Raw genomic sequence first — 16,286 nt, 5'->3', positions numbered from 1 at the left:
TCCTGACTTATTCATGGGAAATCAACTGCACGGCCAGATGATCGTGCTGCCTGGCCAGGTATCCGCCGGCCACTACGGGGCCTTCGGCCAGTTGTAACGAAACCGGATCGGCTAACAATGCGCCAGCGCGCAAGGTATCTCCCGGGCGCAGGTCTCTCATCTCCCCAATGGAGAGACTGGCCAAGGGAAGGCGCACGGACAGCTTCACTCGGGCGCTGCCCAACGCTTGCTTGCGTTCGATCAAAGGCTTGCGGGGAGCCGACGGCTCAAGGGCGGCATTGAACAGCGCTGCATCCAGCGACAGATAAAGCGTCGATGAGCCCATGCGCAGTTGCAACAGAACCTGAGCATTGAGCACAGTGGAAAAGGGACAGGACGGTTCGTCGGTCAAGAGGGTGACGGGAGGTTGCCCAATAGTCTCAAGCACATGGTTGACCAACGCCAACTGCGCTTCGCCCAGCAAATACCTGGACATTTCATCGTCGGGCGTTTCCTGGTTGAAAGAACCGAATATGATCGAGCGCCAATCTCCCGCCAGGCTGATCGAGCCATTCGTTGATCTGGCACGCTGCCAGACCAACGCGGGTGTCAACCCGCTTGAGTCGCTCAAGGTCGAGCAACTCACTTCGCACGCCTGGCGCTCGTCACGAATACACCACTGCTCGTACCAGTGCCTGGCCACAGGCGGTAAACGGTCGCAGGCCATCCGCAGCCGAGTGACGCCGACCCATCCCAACATCCTCATCGTTCAGCCTCCCCGCGTTCCGTTGTACAACTGCTCAAGCATCTCATTGGAGACGGTCATCACTCTCGAACTGGCCTGATACCCTCGTTGAATGATCAGGATGTCCCCGAACTCCTGAGCAAGATCGACGTTCGACAGTTCCAGGTAGCCCCCCTGGATACGACCGAACTGCTTCTCCCCTGCCCGACCAAACTCTGCCTGCATGGAGGACGGCGTGTGGTAAAGCGAATTGGCACCTGCAATAAGGGCACTTTCATCCGCAAAATCCGCCAACGCCAGTTGATTTGCGCTGCGTTTTTCGCCATTGGCGTAGCTGAAGTTGAGAATGCCCCGCTCATCAAAGGTGAACGTATTAAGGCCAGCGACCGCACTCCCGTCGACCACCCGCGCGCCCAGTGTATGACTCGGGCCGCTGGCGACCTGGGTCGCCAGGTTAAAGCTGCCCGGCGTTCCGAAATCCAGCAGGATGTTTTGAACCACGCCATTGACAGACAGGGGAACAGACAAGCTGTTGAAACCTGCAACGGGGCTACCGTCGGTTCCAAAGGCGATAGTGCCGGTCACCAATTGGGCACCGCTCGCATCCGATACCGTGGCACTCCAGCTATTGACCGGTGTCACTTGCGGCACGAATTTGACAGTCAAGGCATGACTGGCGCCCGTCGCATCGAACACTTGTATCGAACTGATCTGGTGGGACGCCTCCGTAGGGCCGCTACGCGCCAATGCACCGACCATTTCGACCCGGGTGGTCGCCTTTGGCGGCAGCGTGCGCTGGCCTTGGATATTGATATCCAGCAGGTTTCCTGCCGAATCTATACCCGCGACACGACGCTGACTGATGGTGTCGACCAGATAGCCATCCTTGTCGACCTCGAATTGCCCGGCGCGGGTATACGACAATGCCCCCTGCTCATCGCGTAGAACGAAATAGCCCGCACCGTTGATCGCCACATTGGTGTTATTGCCGGTCTGACGGTTCTCGCCCGGCTTGATACGAACCTCGGTACCCGCAATCCCCGAACCGAAACTCTGACCATCCTGTCCATTGACGGCGCGATAAAAGGTATCGCTGCCTCTGTAGCCAGGCGTGTTCATGTTCGACACGTTGTTGGAAACGTTATCCAAGCCCTTGGAGAAGGAAAACAGGCCACTCATTCCGTTAAAGAAAGCTTGCAGCATCACGCCCCCTGCCTGACCAGTTTGATTTGTGACAACCGCACGTCCGTGAGGACCGTACCGTCGGTTCGTTTGACGGAAAGCACCGGCCCCGTCGATGAAAATGCAATCGCCGTCACCGAGCCGATCACCGACCCACCACTGGTGATACTGACCTCAACCTGGCGCCCCAACAGGCCCAGGGACTGTGAAGTGGCATTCATGGACACGAGGTTTTCAGTGTTTTCGTTGGTAATCCGGGTCTGTTCAAGGTTGGCGAACTGTGCCATCTGTGCCAGGAACTCACGGTTGTTGATCGGCTCCAGCGGGTCTTGGAATGTCAGCTCGGTCAAAAACAGCTTGATGAAATCTTCCTGCCCCAATCGGCTCTGGGCCAACTCGGAAGTGGTGGTACTAAGCTCATTACCAATCGCTTCAACGGCCATGGTGTTCACCTTCGTTTGAAAGACTCGCTGCCCGCCAGACTTCCCGGCCATTGAGCCAGATCTGCTGCGGGCGCTCCGACATCGATGCCGCCCGCCGTGATAACTCTTCAACCAATTCGTCGTGCTCTAGCGATGTGAGCCGGTAGTCCCGAACTACCAACTCAATGCCCTTATCCCGGGGCAGGAACTGAAAGTGCCGGTCCGGCCATTTCCGGGTCAGATAACTCAAGAACTGCACCTGGCTAGTCCCTTCAAGGCCCTGCTGCTGCGATCCAACGGCAACGTCCCAAAGGGCAACGGGGCCTGCCGTTGCCACCGCTATGGACATGAGTGAAGTCGTCGACGGGAACGGTACGGCACTCAAAGGCACCGAATAGCCTTGCATCGCGTCAACCGTTGCAACACTCCGAATGTCCGGACCAGCCAGGAATGCATCGGGCCGGTATGAAAGATGGTGTCCGGCCCGAGCCCCCAATGCATACAACTCAAGCGCGCAAGCGCTCCTGGGGTCTGATGCATCGGCTGGGCGGGGGCGCAGAATGCGGGTCAGGTCCGCATCGGGCACGACAGAGTGCGGGTGCTGCTGCGGGGATGCCTGTACATCACGCTGCCACCCTGTGCTGTCGTTTGGCGTGGATGCATGATCACTCAAGCCAAGTTTGCGCTCGAAGTCCCTGGCCTTTGTTTCGCGTACGGGAGCACGATGGTCAGCCGTCATGGTCCACAACGATGCTTCTACCTTAACGGCCATGGCCCGCTCCCAGCGCTTGTTGTGCATCAAAAATGTCAACGCTTTCGTATTCGAGTACAGCCTTGTCCAACAGCACCTCGAGCCGTTCCTTTGCCTTGGCGATCAAGTCTTCGTTCACTTTGCATTTGAGCAGTTGCGCCATGGCTGAGCGCGAGGTCTGCCGCGCTTCAACGACAGGCTGATACGCAGCCGCAAGTCGCTGGAACGCCGCGGTGTGCGCCAGTAACCGTTGTTCGTGCTGGGAAGGATCAAGCGGAGTTCCTATGCGCCCCAATGCCTCAAAGCCAGCCTGCAGCGCGTCGTAGCGAAGCTGTTCCTCACCTAATAGACGCTGGGCTTTCACCAGATCATGGCGACTGCGGTTGTAGACCAGTTCCGCCTTTTCCCGCTGCATGACACGCAAACGAGACGCCGCGTCCAACTGCCGGGACTTGCGCCATTCATCGTGCATAACCTACCCCCTTGTCCAGGCGCTGGACCAACTGGGCAATCGCTTGCCAGGTGTGTGATGCCGGAAAATGTTCCTGAGGGGTTTGCTGCAACAGTCCATCGAACGCAGGTTTCAACTCAATCATGGTATCCAGCAGAGGCTGTGAACCCTTTTCATACGCGCCCAATTCAATCAGGTCCACGCTGTTCTGGTAGCAGCCCAGTGCCGAGCGAAGACGCTCGACCTGGCCTTTCTGTTCCTGGCTATGCAACGCGCCGGTCAGCCGACTGATACTGTGCAAAACATCAATGGCCGGCCAATGACCGCGGGCAGCGACATTGCGACTCAAAACAATATGCCCATCGAGAATGGCGCGCATGTGATCAGCCACTGGCTCATTCATATCGTCGCCTTCGACCAGTACGGTATACACCCCGGTGATGGAGCCTTGCCCGCTCAGCGCTCCGGCACGTTCCATCAGAGGAGGCAGCAGGCCAAATACCGAAGGCGTATAGCCTCGGCTCCCCATGGGCTCACCCGTTGAGAGACCGATCTCACGTTGCGCAAGGGCAAAGCGGGTGATCGAGTCCATGATCAGCAGCACGTGCTTGCCTTGAGCACGAAACCATTCGGCGATGGTTGTTGCTGTATAAGCCGCCTGACGTCGCAGCACCGCAGGTTGCTCGGCCGCAGCCGCGATTACCACGGCCTTCTGCAAACCTGTCGGCCCCAGGCTGTCGCGAATGAAATCCCCGACTTCGCGGCCGCGCTCGCCAATCAACGCGATCACGATCACATCAGCCTCTGCGTATTGGCTCATCATCCCGAGCAACGTGCTTTTCCCCACGCCGCTGCCGGCAAAAATCCCGATTCGTTGGCCACGTCCCAACGGTGTGAAAACATCGACTGCCTTCACCCCTGTGACTAACGTGGTGTTGATCGGCGAACGATGCAAAGGATTGATCGGCGCCACGAACCGGGGCATGCGCTTGAGACCTTCGGGGGCTGGCATGTCATCCAACGGCTCGCAAGTCGCGTCGAGTACACGCCCCAACAGACTCTCTCCGACAGGAACCGTATAAGGGGCTCCACGTGCGTGGACTCCACTGGCAAGGCACAACCCATCCACCGGACCGTAAGGCATCAACAGGGTGGAGTCACTGCGTAAGCCGACCACCTCCGCGACGACAACTTCGCCTCCACGAGCCGGGTGAATGTCCACCAACTCGCCCAGTCGCACGTCCAGTCCAGTGGCGTGAAGCACCAGCCCCTGAATCGAGCTCAAACGTCCCATCCGTCGACACAGCCGAGCCTGATCAAGCCGCGTCAGCAGTCGGTGCTCAAGCCCCTGCCACACGGCCATCTCCTTTCGCGGTCAACACCGATGCGACATTCGCCAATTGTGTCTGCACAGCGGCGTCCAGTTGCCCCCCCTCAAAATCGATCAGACAGCTGCCCGCCGACGCCTGAGGATCGACCAGGAACGACCTTATCAGCGGGTCGTCCGGAGCCAGTCGAAGCAAGGTCTCGTAGTCCGCGCGAGCCACGCGAATGCGCAGTGGCGCTGTCAGTTGGTAGGTTTCGATTGCCTGCTTCGCCAGATCGGCAATCAATGGACGTGTCTCGGCATGCGTGCCCAACAGGCGCTCAACCACGGCGAGCGCGAAACGTCCAACCAAGGGCTCCATGGACGACAACAACTGTTCTTGTTGCGCTTCCAGCGCTTCAACCAGTCGCGCGATCTGCAGGCGTTCCGCTTCGAGCGCGGTGCGCAGGGAGGCCTCTGTCTTCAGCCATTGCTGTTCTTGTCGGGCCAACGCTTCAGTCAATTGCGCACGAGCCTGTTTGCTGGCTTCCAGTGCTCCTTCTTCGCGACGTTCCCGCTCCATCTCTGCGAGCTCCTGCGCGAAGGTTTCGCGCAGCATCGCTTTTACATCGGGTTGGCGGGCCTCACTGGCGAGCCTCGCAGGTTGAACATCCCCGCCGAGCCCCGGCAGGCGCCGTGCTCCCTGATTCTGGAAAGGTTGACGCAACACCGTGGATGACACCGGCGGCTTAGAGTTACTCATGGCCAGCCTCCTGCGCGTCCATCCGGGCTTTCAAGCTTTTCATCAACTCAACCGGCAGGACCTGCCGGGCGAACTTGCCATCCCATCGACGGATATCGGCACTATTGGCCTGGCTGCCCAGCACTTCACGACGCACCGCCGGCGTTTCCAGCTGAAGTACCAGTGCGCTCCAGAACGGATGCGTTGCTCTCGAGAGGCACGCCTTGAGACGCGAATGGTCGGGCATCGTGCGCGCAGCGGACGGCGTTGCTGCCATCTCATCCATCAGGGCAGCAACAATCGCGGGATCGTTGGCCAGGCCCAGCAGATTGATCTCCTCCAGTAGCACCTCAACCTGTCGACGCTCGTCAGTTTCCAGCCGCGCAAGAATCCAGTCACGGTCCTCGGCATGGGAGCAGGCCAAGCGGATAGCCGCTTTGCGAAGCGCAGAAAACTCCACGTTAACGCCCCTCCAGCAGCCAGCGGCGCAAGTCGACCAGCAATTGCTCGCGCTCTACCGATGTCAGTCTAGGCACCGTCATCGGGGCAACCACGACCTTGCGACGCCCTTTTGCCCAGAGCAACAACAGAGCGATCGCCAGAACGGCCATCAGCGCGCCGGCAAACCAGCGAGGCCATGGCAGCGCCCCGCTTTCGTTGACCGGCGCAGGCACCTCGGCACGGCTGGCCGGCATCGGTTGTGCGGCAATCGGCGCCACCGAAGTGGTCTGTGGCACAGGCATATCGGGGATATACACCATGACCAGGCGATCACCGCGTTTTAGGTCCAGCCCCAACGCGGCCTCTAGCAAGGCCTGGATATCCTTCATCTGGGTATCCGTTACCGGCGTACTGAGCACCACGCCGACGGTGATACGCTCGATCGTGCCTGTCGCATGCTCCGTCTCTGCACGCGCCTTGCCCACCTCGTAATCGATTTCCCGATTATTCTGCAGGCGCTTGCTCGTCGACTCACCACTGGAGTTCTCAGTGGACTCCGTGCGTTTTTCGCGGCGTATCTTATTGGTGAGCGGTTGCTCACTGACTGACTTGACCCGATCGAAGTTCATCAGCACGCGCACAGACACATCGACACCCCGATGACCGAGCGGGCGCGCGAGCAGTTCCTCAGCCTTCAATTTAAGAGCCTGCTCGACCTGAGAGGTCAACTGCAGATGTTCGGGTGCGGCCGCAGCGCCATCGGAGGCACTGAGTACCTGGCCATCTTCGTTGAGCACCGACACACGTTCGAGCGTCATGCCCTCCACCGCCGACGACACCAACTGTTGGATGCCCCTGACGCGTTGCGGCATCAATGTTCCCGCAGAACGCACGCGCACGATCACCGAGGCCTTTGGAGGCTCCTCTGCCTGTTGGTAGAGGCTGGTTTTCTTGAACGTCAGATGAACACGCGCATAATCGACTTCCGAGAGGCTCATGATCGTGCGAGCCAGTTCGCCTTCCATGGCCCGCTGGTAATTGATTTTCTGACTGAACTCCGACATGCCGTAGTCAGCTTTATCGAACAGTTCGAACCCGGTACCGCCACGGGTCGGAATCCCCGCCTCCGCCAGGTACATTCGGGCAGACGCTGCATGATCGGCCAGCACTTCAATCGCGCCTTGCTGTGTATTGATCCGATAAGGCACATGACGCTGGCTCAATGTGGCCAGGATCTGCGCCTGGGAAGCTTCATCGGCATTCCTGTACAACGCCACGTACTGCGGTCGGATTACCCACCACGCCGACACGGCCAGCAAGCCGATGACCAACAAAGCACCGGCGAGAAAGACGCGGGTACGACCAGCAAGGAACGAGGACACCGGTTGATTCTCCATAACTTAGATCTGCAACCGAGAGAGTTCCTGGTAGGCATCTACCAGGCGATTGCGCACTTCTACGGCCAACTGAAGCGACAATTTCGCTTGCTCCATCGCCATGACCAGGTCATGGGGCGCAATGTTTTCGCCCAAGGCATATGCCGAGAGCAACTCGCCGGCTTGTCCGGTCTGCTCGTTCAATCGAGTTGCGCCAGTTTCCAACAAACCTGCGAAATCAGTAGCCTGGGGACCCATCGGGCCGTCCGTCAAAGCGGCGGTCGGCGAAAGATCCTTGGTTAATGCAATAGGCGCGATGGCGGCGGTCATGTCACTTTCCAATCTCAAAGGCTTTGAGCGTCATTTCACGCAAGCTGTTGTAAGCACGAATGTTGGCTTCATAGGCGCGGGTTGCCGATACCAGGGTGGCCATCTCCCTGGCGGCCTCGATGTTCGGGTAGTGCACCATGCCGTTATGGTCAGCCAGCGGGTGGGCAGGGTCGTGAACCAGCCGGGTGTCGCTGCGTGCCTGAGCGTGAACCATTGGTTGTGGCAAACCCATCTGGCTGGCAAAGCTGGCCGGAGGCGATACGCCGAGCAACGGAGAGCGCTGGCCTGGAGCGATCGCCACGTTGGCGATCGCCAGGTTGTAACTGGCGACCTCCACCCTGGAACGCTCATAAGCCATGCTTGCGCGAACGGTTTCGCTGATGTTGTCCAGAGGCACTCTCAGCGGCCTCCCTTGATCGCCAACTGCATCAGTGCGAACTGCCGAGAGACGCCGTCAGCCAGGGCCTGATAGCGGCCGCTCGCGGCGGACATCTGTGCAACTTCGCCGTCCAGGGCCAGAGGCGACAGCGGCGTATAGCTTTGTAGGTACGGCGTTAATTCACTGTCTTGCATCGCACGCAACGCCTGGCCAAGCAGCTCCGGATCGTTGCGCAAGCCATGCAAGGCAGCCATCGGCTCGAAACGGTTGAGGCGCATGGCCTTGCTTCCCGGAACGTTGGCCATGGCAATATTGTGGGCCGCCACCTTGGCCTGCATTTGCTCCAGGTCCATGGCAAAGCGCACCGTTTCTATTGCAAGACTCATATCAGCTGACATCAATCTTCCTTATTGAACGATAAGTTCGGCGTGCAAAGCGCCCGCCTGTTTAATGGCTTGCAACACAGTGATCACTTCTCGTGTACTCAATCGAACCTGATTGAGCGCTTTCACCAGATCGCCCACCGTCGCCCCTTCGGCTAACTTCACGGGGCCATGCTCTTCTTCATTTACGGTCAGTTCGGTGTCAGGCACGACCACGGTACCCACGCCCGGCCCAGTACGTGCGACCCAGGACGGCTGCGAAACCTGGTACTTGGTGCTGATCACAACACTCAACGAGCCCTGGGAAATACTCACCTCTCCCAATTGAACGTTGGCACCCGCCACCACCGTACCGGTGCGCTCGTTGACGACGACGCGAGCGGCATAATCCGGTGCGACGGCAATGTCCTGCACCCGTGCGATCAGTCGAGGCATGCTCATCCCCGCTGCAACAGGCACCTCGACCTTGGCTGCGTGCACCACTCGCACACCGGGCACGCCCAACTCCCGAGTCAAGGCATCGGCGATGCGCTGGGCAGTGGTGTAGTCCGGTTCATTGAGAATCAACACGAGGCTTTTCGAAACCTCACCGTTGTCTGCAAAAGCCGAGCGCTCGACACTGGCGCCCCGTGGGACGCGGCCCACCGTTGGATGATTCTTCTGGACGGAGTTGGCATTGGCTTCAAAGACGTACCCACCCACCGACATTGGCCCTTGGGCAAGGGCATACAACTTCTCGTCAGGACCGTACAGAGGTGTCATCAACAAGGTGCCCCCAAGCAGACTGCGAGCGTCACCCAGCGAAGAGACCTCGACGTCCAGTTTGTCCCCCGATTCGCTGAACGAACGCAGGCTGCCCGTGACCATTACAGCCGCGGTGTTGCGGGTATTGAGATCTCCATCGGCGACGTTCACGCTGAAGTTCTTCAACGTGTTGACCAACGACTGTCGCGTGGCCCGGTTACGGTCGGTATCACCTGTCCCGGCCAGGCCCACCACCAGGCCATAGCCAATGATGGAGTAGTCGCGAACACCCTGGATGCGGGTCAGTTCCTTGATCCGGACATCCGACCATGCAGGTTGCAGCCATAGGGCAAGCAACAGCCCCGACAGCAGTCGAGCAACGGTTTTCATAAGATACGCATCCACTTGAGCACCCGGAAAACGATGTTCTGCTTCTGCGCATCGGTCACTACACCATCCCCGACGATGTCGATCTGTGCGTCCGCCAGGCGATAGGAGAGCACCGTGTTGTTGTAAGCGATGTCATCTGGCCTGACCAGCCCGGTGATTCTCACCTGTTGTTTCTCGTCATTGACCGTCACCCGCTGCTCTCCACTGACACGCAGCAGGCCTTCGGGCAGTTGTTCAATGATCCGTACCGAGACATTGGTGCGGATCTGTCCGCTGCGATTGGTTTGCCCCGAGCCATTGGTGTCGCCTTTCAGACCCAGGCTGGCCTGATGGGTATTGCTGTCCAGGCCCGTGCGCGCGGATATGTCGGTGTTGCTGTCGGCTCCTGTACCGGCCGCACTCTGGGCCGAGGTGGACTCCACCACCAGGACCGTCAGGGTATCGCCCAGATGGTAGCCACGACGGTCACCAGTCAGGGACCTATAGCCATCGGGATCGATCAGGCTCTGGGCACCAACCACCCCGGGTAACAGCAGCATTGCCAGCAACGCGCCGCGGATGTCATCTATCCACATGAACCTCTCCTTTGCCGGCGACCACCGCCAGCAGGCTCGACTCGGCACCGTCCAGAATCACCGGGACACGTTCTCCCAGGACGCCAGGACGCAGCGCCCTGCCTTCGGTACGCAACATCAATCCCGGCCCGTAGACCACCACGGTCACCGGAGCGTCGCGATACACCAGCGGCTCAGCCTTCAGATGACGCTTGAGCACAGGCATGCCGGCATTGACCGACTGATTCAGCCACTGCCCTGCCACATCAGTGGGCAGGTCGCCCGGAGCAAGTTGCGCCGCCGCCAGGTCCACTCGCTCAAGACGCGGCTGGACATCGGCGACGGCCTGTTCGGCACGTCCATTGCGGCCATAGACCCACGCTTGCCTCCAGGCCTGAACCTTGAACCACACGGTCATCACACTAGGTCGATCATGGCCGCAGACGGTGCCTGAAAATGAAACCGGGACCCGGCTGCGAATCCCTTGGCTCGACAGCCTGACCTGTGGATGTTCCATTGCCGGCAGCTCCCCCATGGGTGTGAACTGAAGTTCGGTATCGGGCGCCGCCAGTTGAGCCTGGAGCACCTGCAGAGCCGCCGTCATTGCATGGCCTGCAGCCACGTCACAACCCGTGCCCGACGCCGAATAGGCATAGCAACCACTTGCGACCCACAGCCCGAGCCCGGCCAGGCAACGAATAATCATCATGATCAACGGCGCAGGTTATTGATGGTTTCCAGAATCTGATCACTGGCCTGCAGCAATCACGCATTCATCTGGTAAGCCCGTTGAGCCAGCACCAAACCGCTCATTTCGTCGATCAGGTTGACGTTCGACATTTCGACATAACCCTGCAGCAGCACCCCCTGCCCGTCCCGTCCCGGCTCTGCATAGATGGCTTCACCGCTGGCCTGGGTCGGTCGATAGAGGCCGTCGCTGAGTTTGCTCAATGCTTCGGCGCTGGCGAATTTGGCCAACTGCACCTGTCCGACATTGATGACCTCTCCCGTTTCGGTGATCGTCGCCTGAACCTCGCCGTTCTGTTTGATCACCAAGTTGCGCGCATCCGGCGGTACGCGCAGATCAGCAGTCAGCGTCTGCCCGTCCGGCATTGCCAATTGACCTTCGCTGTCCAGATGAAAACGTCCGGCACGGGTATAGGCCAGTTCGCCGGTAGGCAACGCCACCTCGAAAAAGCCATCGCCCTGAATGGCCAGGTCCAATGCATTGCCGCTTTCCCTTACGGTCCCCGGGCTGAAGACCTGGCTCGGCTGCGAAGCCTGGATACCCGCGCCGGTCAGCAAGCTCTCGGTCATGCCTCCACCGTCATCGCGCGTGCCGACTTCACGAACCATGTCATGGAAATCCACCTGACTACGTTTGTAGCCAATGGTCTGCATGTTGGCGACATTGTTGGAAATGCTGTCGATCCACGCCTGGTTCGCTGCCAGGCCAGAGCTGGCGATGCTTAATGAGTCAATCACAACAACATTCCCTGATCAGTTCTTGCCGATTTGGTTAATACCGCTATTGAGCATGCCGTCGTAGGCCGATAACGCTCGCTGCATGGTTTCGACATGCCGTGACACTTCCATCATTTTCACCATGTCGGTGCTCATGGCTGCATTCGAACGCTCCAGCAATCCTTGATGCACCACGTAATCCCTGGCGGGAATCACTTTTGATGTAGCCACATAGAGCCCTGCACCGATGGGAAGCAGCTGCCGGGGTTGATCGACGCGCACAATATCCAGGCGTCCTATCGGCCGATCATCAACACTGACCTGGCCGCCAGCGTCGACCTTCAACACCCCGCCCGACACCTGCAATGGCCCACCCTCGGCCAGGACCGGATAACCCGCCTTGCTGACCAGATAGCCGGCGTTGTCGACCTGAAAGCGTCCATCTCGGCTGAGCACGACCCCGTCCGGTGTCTTCATGGCAAACCAGGCATCCCCCGAAAGCGACAAGTCGGTCACCCGTCCCGTAAATTGCAGCGCACCGCCATCGGCATTGATCGAAGTCTGTGCCTGGATGTCATCGAGCCCACCCTGCACGCCAATGCCAGTCGCATCCGTGCCCATGACGTTGAACGTGCGCTCGGCCTTGTAGCCATAGGTGTTGGCGTTGGCGACGTTCTGCGACACGCCTTTGAGACTGTCGACATCACGCTGAATGACGCCAGCCAGTTGCATGATCAGATCACTCATTGGGACTCCAGGCTGGGGAAACCGGGCAAATCAATCATGCCTGCCGAGGTAACGCGGGCGTGCTGCCCGACTTCAGTGACCGACAACACCGCCATGTGCGGCACGGCTCGCGACATGAACGCACGCAGGAGCCGGCGTAACGGTGCCGCACACAACAGCACCGGCTGCTTGTTGCCACTGAGTTGCCGTTCGGCCTCTCTCGCCAGAGTGGTGACAAACCGCTCCAGCTCCTGAGCCGGCAACAACGCCGCCTGCAAGCCTTCGCGTGGGCGGGCAGCGGCGAGCATGTAACCCTCCAACTGCGGTGCAATCGTGAAGACGTTGAGCTCGCCGTTCTTATCGACCAGACGCTCATACAGCGCCGCGCCCAGGCGCTCGCGGACTCGCTCCACGAGATCTTCGGCGTTCTTGTTGGTGCGCCCTGCATCCACCAGCACTTCGAGAATGGTTTCAAGATTGCGGATGGACACTTGCTCACGCAGCAGAAACTGCAGGACCCGCTGGATATCCGAATAACTGAGGACCTGGGGCACCAGCTCATCCACCAGGCTGCCCAGGCTCGCGCGCTTTTTCTCGATCAATCGCTCGGTCTCGGCGCGCGTCAGGAACTCCGGCGCATAACGGCGCGCCAGCTCGGACAGATGAGTCAGCAACACCGTGTCAGGCTCAACCAGGGTGTAGCCTGCCGTTCGCGCCTGGCCCCGTTGCGCGACTTCAATCCATAGCGCCTTGAGCCCGTAGGTAGGTTCCTTGGTGGCTCGTCCTTCCAGCGCCAGCGTCACACCGCCCGGATTGATCGCCAGCAACTTGTCGAACTCCAGCTCCCCGGCGGCAATCGCCGCGCCCTGTACACAAACCTGATAGGTACCAGTGGCCAGCTTCTTGTCGGCATGCACATTGAGCTGCGGTAATGCGAAACCGTAATCCCTGGCAAATTGCTTACGCAGGTTGTCGATGCGCAGGCTCAGCGTGCTGGTGGCGGCAAGGACATGCACGGCCAGGTCCGCACTTAAACGCAACTCGAACGGATCGGTACTCATCAACGCGTAGACGTCATTGGACTCGTTGTCTTGCCCCGTCAGCAGATCCGATTTTTGCGAGTCATCATCTTTGTTGGCCTTGCGTCGCAACTTTCGGTAGGAAAACCAAGCCGCCGCGAAAAAAGCAAAAAACAGCATCAACAGCGGAATCAGCGGCAACCCCGGCATCATCGCCAGGAACAGCGTTACCAGCGCCACCACCGCCAAAGTCTTTGGATAAGCCGACACTTGCCGTCCCAGCTCGGGTCCCAGCCGTGCATCGGTGGCGGCCCGGGTAATAATGATGCCAGCTGCCACCGCAATGATCAGTGAAGGGATCTGCGTGACGATGCCGTCGCCCACGGTCAACAAGGTGTAGTGGTGCAGCGCATCACCCCAGCTCTGCCCTTTTTGCAGGATGCCGACCGACAGGCCGCCAATGATGTTGATCGCGATGATCACAATGCCCGCAATCGCATCGCCCTTGACGAACTTGGATGCGCCATCCATGGCGCCATAGAAGTTCGATTCGCGCTCCAACTGGCTACGTCGGCGCTTGGCCTCTTCCTGGTCGATGATGCCCATGTTCAAGTCGGCGTCGATGCTCATCTGCTTACCCGGCAAGGAGTCCAGGGTAAACCGGGCAGCTACTTCGGCCACACGCTGGGCACCACTGGTGACCACGACGTACTGCACCACCACCAGAATCAGGAAAACCACGAAGCCAATCACGTAGTTGCCGCCCACGACATGGGTGCCCACAGCGGCGATGACCAGCCCCGCATCACCATCGGTGAGGATCAGCCGCGTCGCGGAGATATTCAGGGCCAGGCGAAACAAGGTGGTCATCAGCAACAGCGACGGAAAGGTCGAGAAGCTCAACGGCTTATCGATGTCGAAGGTCACCAGCAACACCATCAACGCAACGGCAAAGTTGGTCAGCAGCAGCAAGTCCAATAGCCAGGTGGGGATCGGCGTGAACAACACCAGCAAAATGCCGATAACCGCCACAGCCAGCAGCAGATCGCTGCCCTCGGAAAGCAGGCGTGACAAGAGTGGTTTCATGGCGAAAGCACCTTATTGCCTGGCAGTGCGATGACCCAGCGATAAATCCGCGCCACGTCGGCCTGCGTCGAATCCGGAATCGCCGAATCGACCCGTGCCAGGGCATGCAGCGCCCGCGCCAAAGGGGGACGACGCAAAATCGGTACCTGGTGTTTCCTGGCAACATGGCAGATACGTCGGGCATGCAGGCCGCGCCCCATGGCCAGCACCTTGGGTGCTAGCATGCTGGACGGTCGGTATTGCAAAGCCACCGCGTAATGGGTCGGGTTGGTGATGATGACGTCGGCATCCTTGACCTGACCCAGCGCAGCGGCTTTTTTCAGCAGCGCCTGCTGGATGCCTTTGCGCTTGGCACGCACTTCAGGATCGCCTTCGCGGCGGCGATGTTCGTCCTTCGTTTCCCGACGACTCATACGCATCTGCCGCCCGAACTCGCGTCGCGAATACCAGATATCAAACAGCGCCGCTGCCGCCATCACCGCCAATACCGTAAACCCCAATTGCATCAGCAATTGCTTGCCGGCCTGGGGCAACGCCAGGGGCGATATCGTCGCCATGCCCAACAATTGCGGCAGCACGCTTTGGAACAGGTAATACAAGACCAGCGAGAACAGCGCGCCCTTGACCAGCACCTTGATCAGCTCGACGAACATGCGTCGCGAAAAGAGTTTCTTGAGGCCCTGGATCGGATGGAGTCGTTTGAAATCGGGTTTCAACGCCGTCATTGAAAATACCGGGCCGCTGAACAACAGGTTCGTCAGGATCGCCATCAGCACCAGCGCACCAATCAACGGCAACAACCCGTACACCACCTGTCGCAGGCTATAGCCGCCCTGCTCGCCCAGGTAACCAAAGCCTTGCCCCAGTTGCCCGGCGTTACCCAGCCACCAATGGGTGTGAGCAGCAATGACACTCGCCAACGGGTAGGCGATGGCCGAAAAGGCCATCAGGAAGGTCAACAACATGATGAAGGACAACAGATCGGGGCTGCGGGGCACCTGCCCTTTCTTGCGCGCCTCTTCGAGCTTGTAGGGTGTTGCCTCTTCGCTCTTGTCCTGTTGATCGCTCATTGCACACCCGCCGGCGACAGGGCAAACCGCAAGGCGCTTTCAATCAGCAGCGGCAAACGCTGGACGATCATCGGCAAGGTCAGGATAAAAATGAACATGCCCACGCCCAACTTGAGGGGCAAGGACAGGAAATAGACATTGGCCTGGGGCATGGAACGGGACAGAAACGCAAACGCCACATCGATCAGCCACAGCCCGAGAATCACCGGCACGACAATCATGAACGCCAGCAAGAACTGCTGCGTCATGACCGTCGCCAGAGACAAGGACAACGTGGTCAACGACACACTGCCGGGCGGAACGGCCACCAGCAACTGAGCGAACACCCGGAGCAAATCGTGATGCAGATTGAGCACGACAAACAACGCAGCCAACGACCAGCCCAACAGCTCGGCCAACAAGCCCGCCATGTTCGAGGTACCCGGATCAAATACCCCGGCCGCATTCAAACCGATTTGAGTGTCAATCAACTTGCCAGCCATATCGACACCGGCATGAGCGGCATGAAAACCGAAGGCCATCAACACACCCAGCAGCAACTCGCCCAACACCACGGGCAGCGTGAAAACAGGCGCCTGAGTGAGCGTCATGCTGCCGACCAACACGGCGGACAACGCCAGTGCCAGGATCAACCGGACAGTCAATGGAATGCGCGAAAAAAACAGGATCGGCGAAACCACCACGAGCGGAATCAACCTGACCGATACGAGAAGCGCATTGAGGAAGAAGGATGTCAGCACAAACTC

The 16,286-nt window shown here is 59.3% G+C and carries 20 protein-coding genes; all 20 read right to left on the bottom strand.

Annotated elements, in window-relative coordinates; all coding sequences use genetic code 11:
- Positions 1-7: 7 nt before the first annotated feature.
- From V5F23_RS11405 to V5F23_RS11310, 20 genes are read right to left on the bottom strand one after another with little or no spacing between them, the layout of a single operon-like run.
- A complete protein-coding gene (locus tag V5F23_RS11405; protein ID WP_338498431.1) occupies positions 8-745 on the bottom strand; it encodes a FliM/FliN family flagellar motor C-terminal domain-containing protein in 738 nt (245 codons plus the stop codon).
- A 3-nt stretch (positions 746-748) separates the two neighbouring features.
- Positions 749-1,927 carry a flagellar basal-body rod protein FlgF gene (flgF, locus tag V5F23_RS11400; RefSeq protein ID WP_042727953.1) on the bottom strand — a complete coding sequence of 393 codons (1,179 nt, stop codon included), beginning with the start codon at positions 1,925-1,927 and terminating at the stop codon, positions 749-751.
- A complete protein-coding gene (locus tag V5F23_RS11395; RefSeq protein ID WP_042727954.1) occupies positions 1,927-2,349 on the bottom strand; it encodes a flagellar hook capping FlgD N-terminal domain-containing protein in 423 nt (140 codons plus the stop codon). Before V5F23_RS11395 ends, flgF begins: the two co-directional genes overlap by 1 nt.
- Positions 2,339-3,100, bottom strand: coding sequence for a hypothetical protein (locus V5F23_RS11390; protein ID WP_042727955.1), 762 nt, complete (start codon positions 3,098-3,100; stop codon positions 2,339-2,341). The genes V5F23_RS11395 and V5F23_RS11390 overlap by 11 nt, the downstream gene beginning before the upstream one ends.
- Complete coding sequence (locus V5F23_RS11385) at positions 3,090-3,551, bottom strand: hypothetical protein (RefSeq protein ID WP_042727956.1); 462 nt, start codon at positions 3,549-3,551, stop codon at positions 3,090-3,092. Before V5F23_RS11385 ends, V5F23_RS11390 begins: the two co-directional genes overlap by 11 nt.
- Positions 3,541-4,824: a FliI/YscN family ATPase gene (locus tag V5F23_RS11380; protein ID WP_234408036.1), complete on the bottom strand. Its 1,284-nt coding sequence runs from the start codon at positions 4,822-4,824 to the stop codon at positions 3,541-3,543. Before V5F23_RS11380 ends, V5F23_RS11385 begins: the two co-directional genes overlap by 11 nt.
- 46 nt (positions 4,825-4,870) lie before the next feature.
- Entirely contained in the window at positions 4,871-5,599 is a 729-nt protein-coding gene (locus V5F23_RS11375) for a FliH/SctL family protein (RefSeq protein ID WP_042727958.1), read from the bottom strand.
- Positions 5,592-6,038 carry a hypothetical protein gene (locus tag V5F23_RS11370; RefSeq protein WP_042727959.1) on the bottom strand — a complete coding sequence of 149 codons (447 nt, stop codon included), beginning with the start codon at positions 6,036-6,038 and terminating at the stop codon, positions 5,592-5,594. The genes V5F23_RS11375 and V5F23_RS11370 overlap by 8 nt, the downstream gene beginning before the upstream one ends.
- Position 6,039: 1 nt before the next feature.
- Positions 6,040-7,401 (bottom strand): flagellar basal-body MS-ring/collar protein FliF, encoded by a 1,362-nt coding sequence (gene fliF / locus V5F23_RS11365; protein WP_237614116.1) that lies wholly within the window; start codon positions 7,399-7,401, stop codon positions 6,040-6,042.
- Positions 7,402-7,419: 18 nt separating this feature from the next.
- The gene (gene fliE / locus V5F23_RS11360) at positions 7,420-7,725 is read right to left on the bottom strand and encodes a flagellar hook-basal body complex protein FliE (protein WP_338498427.1); all 306 of its coding nucleotides are present in this window, start codon (positions 7,723-7,725) and stop codon (positions 7,420-7,422) included.
- Between the two features lies 1 nt (position 7,726).
- Positions 7,727-8,122 carry a flagellar basal body rod C-terminal domain-containing protein gene (locus tag V5F23_RS11355; protein WP_042727962.1) on the bottom strand — a complete coding sequence of 132 codons (396 nt, stop codon included), beginning with the start codon at positions 8,120-8,122 and terminating at the stop codon, positions 7,727-7,729.
- A 2-nt stretch (positions 8,123-8,124) separates the two neighbouring features.
- Positions 8,125-8,502, bottom strand: a complete 378-nt coding sequence (locus tag V5F23_RS11350; RefSeq protein WP_042727963.1) for a flagellar biosynthesis protein FlgB — start codon at positions 8,500-8,502, stop codon at positions 8,125-8,127.
- A gap of 9 nt (positions 8,503-8,511) precedes the next feature.
- Complete coding sequence (locus tag V5F23_RS11345; protein ID WP_338474622.1) at positions 8,512-9,621, bottom strand: flagellar basal body P-ring protein FlgI; 1,110 nt, start codon at positions 9,619-9,621, stop codon at positions 8,512-8,514.
- Positions 9,618-10,196: a flagellar basal body L-ring protein FlgH gene (locus tag V5F23_RS11340; protein WP_338474621.1), complete on the bottom strand. Its 579-nt coding sequence runs from the start codon at positions 10,194-10,196 to the stop codon at positions 9,618-9,620. Before V5F23_RS11340 ends, V5F23_RS11345 begins: the two co-directional genes overlap by 4 nt.
- Positions 10,183-10,884 carry a flagellar basal body P-ring formation chaperone FlgA gene (gene flgA, locus V5F23_RS11335; RefSeq protein ID WP_338474620.1) on the bottom strand — a complete coding sequence of 234 codons (702 nt, stop codon included), beginning with the start codon at positions 10,882-10,884 and terminating at the stop codon, positions 10,183-10,185. Before flgA ends, V5F23_RS11340 begins: the two co-directional genes overlap by 14 nt.
- Positions 10,885-10,940: 56 nt before the next feature.
- Positions 10,941-11,660: a flagellar hook basal-body protein gene (locus tag V5F23_RS11330; protein WP_338498425.1), complete on the bottom strand. Its 720-nt coding sequence runs from the start codon at positions 11,658-11,660 to the stop codon at positions 10,941-10,943.
- A 15-nt stretch (positions 11,661-11,675) separates the two neighbouring features.
- Positions 11,676-12,386, bottom strand: coding sequence for a flagellar hook basal-body protein (locus V5F23_RS11325; RefSeq protein ID WP_042727966.1), 711 nt, complete (start codon positions 12,384-12,386; stop codon positions 11,676-11,678).
- Positions 12,383-14,470, bottom strand: coding sequence for a flagellar biosynthesis protein FlhA (locus tag V5F23_RS11320; protein WP_338474619.1), 2,088 nt, complete (start codon positions 14,468-14,470; stop codon positions 12,383-12,385). Before V5F23_RS11320 ends, V5F23_RS11325 begins: the two co-directional genes overlap by 4 nt.
- A complete protein-coding gene (locus V5F23_RS11315) occupies positions 14,467-15,540 on the bottom strand; it encodes an EscU/YscU/HrcU family type III secretion system export apparatus switch protein (protein WP_338474618.1) in 1,074 nt (357 codons plus the stop codon). The genes V5F23_RS11320 and V5F23_RS11315 overlap by 4 nt, the downstream gene beginning before the upstream one ends.
- Complete coding sequence (locus tag V5F23_RS11310; protein WP_338474617.1) at positions 15,537-16,280, bottom strand: flagellar biosynthetic protein FliR; 744 nt, start codon at positions 16,278-16,280, stop codon at positions 15,537-15,539. The genes V5F23_RS11315 and V5F23_RS11310 overlap by 4 nt, the downstream gene beginning before the upstream one ends.
- Between the last annotated feature and the right edge of the window lie 6 nt (positions 16,281-16,286).

Origin of the sequence: Pseudomonas sp. WP18, from assembly GCF_036689585.1 — a bacterium.
GTDB classification, from domain to species: Bacteria; Pseudomonadota; Gammaproteobacteria; order Pseudomonadales; family Pseudomonadaceae; genus Aquipseudomonas; species Aquipseudomonas chlororaphis_E.
Note: the sequence above shows the minus strand (reverse complement) of the source record. Positions and strands in the feature narration are given on the sequence as shown.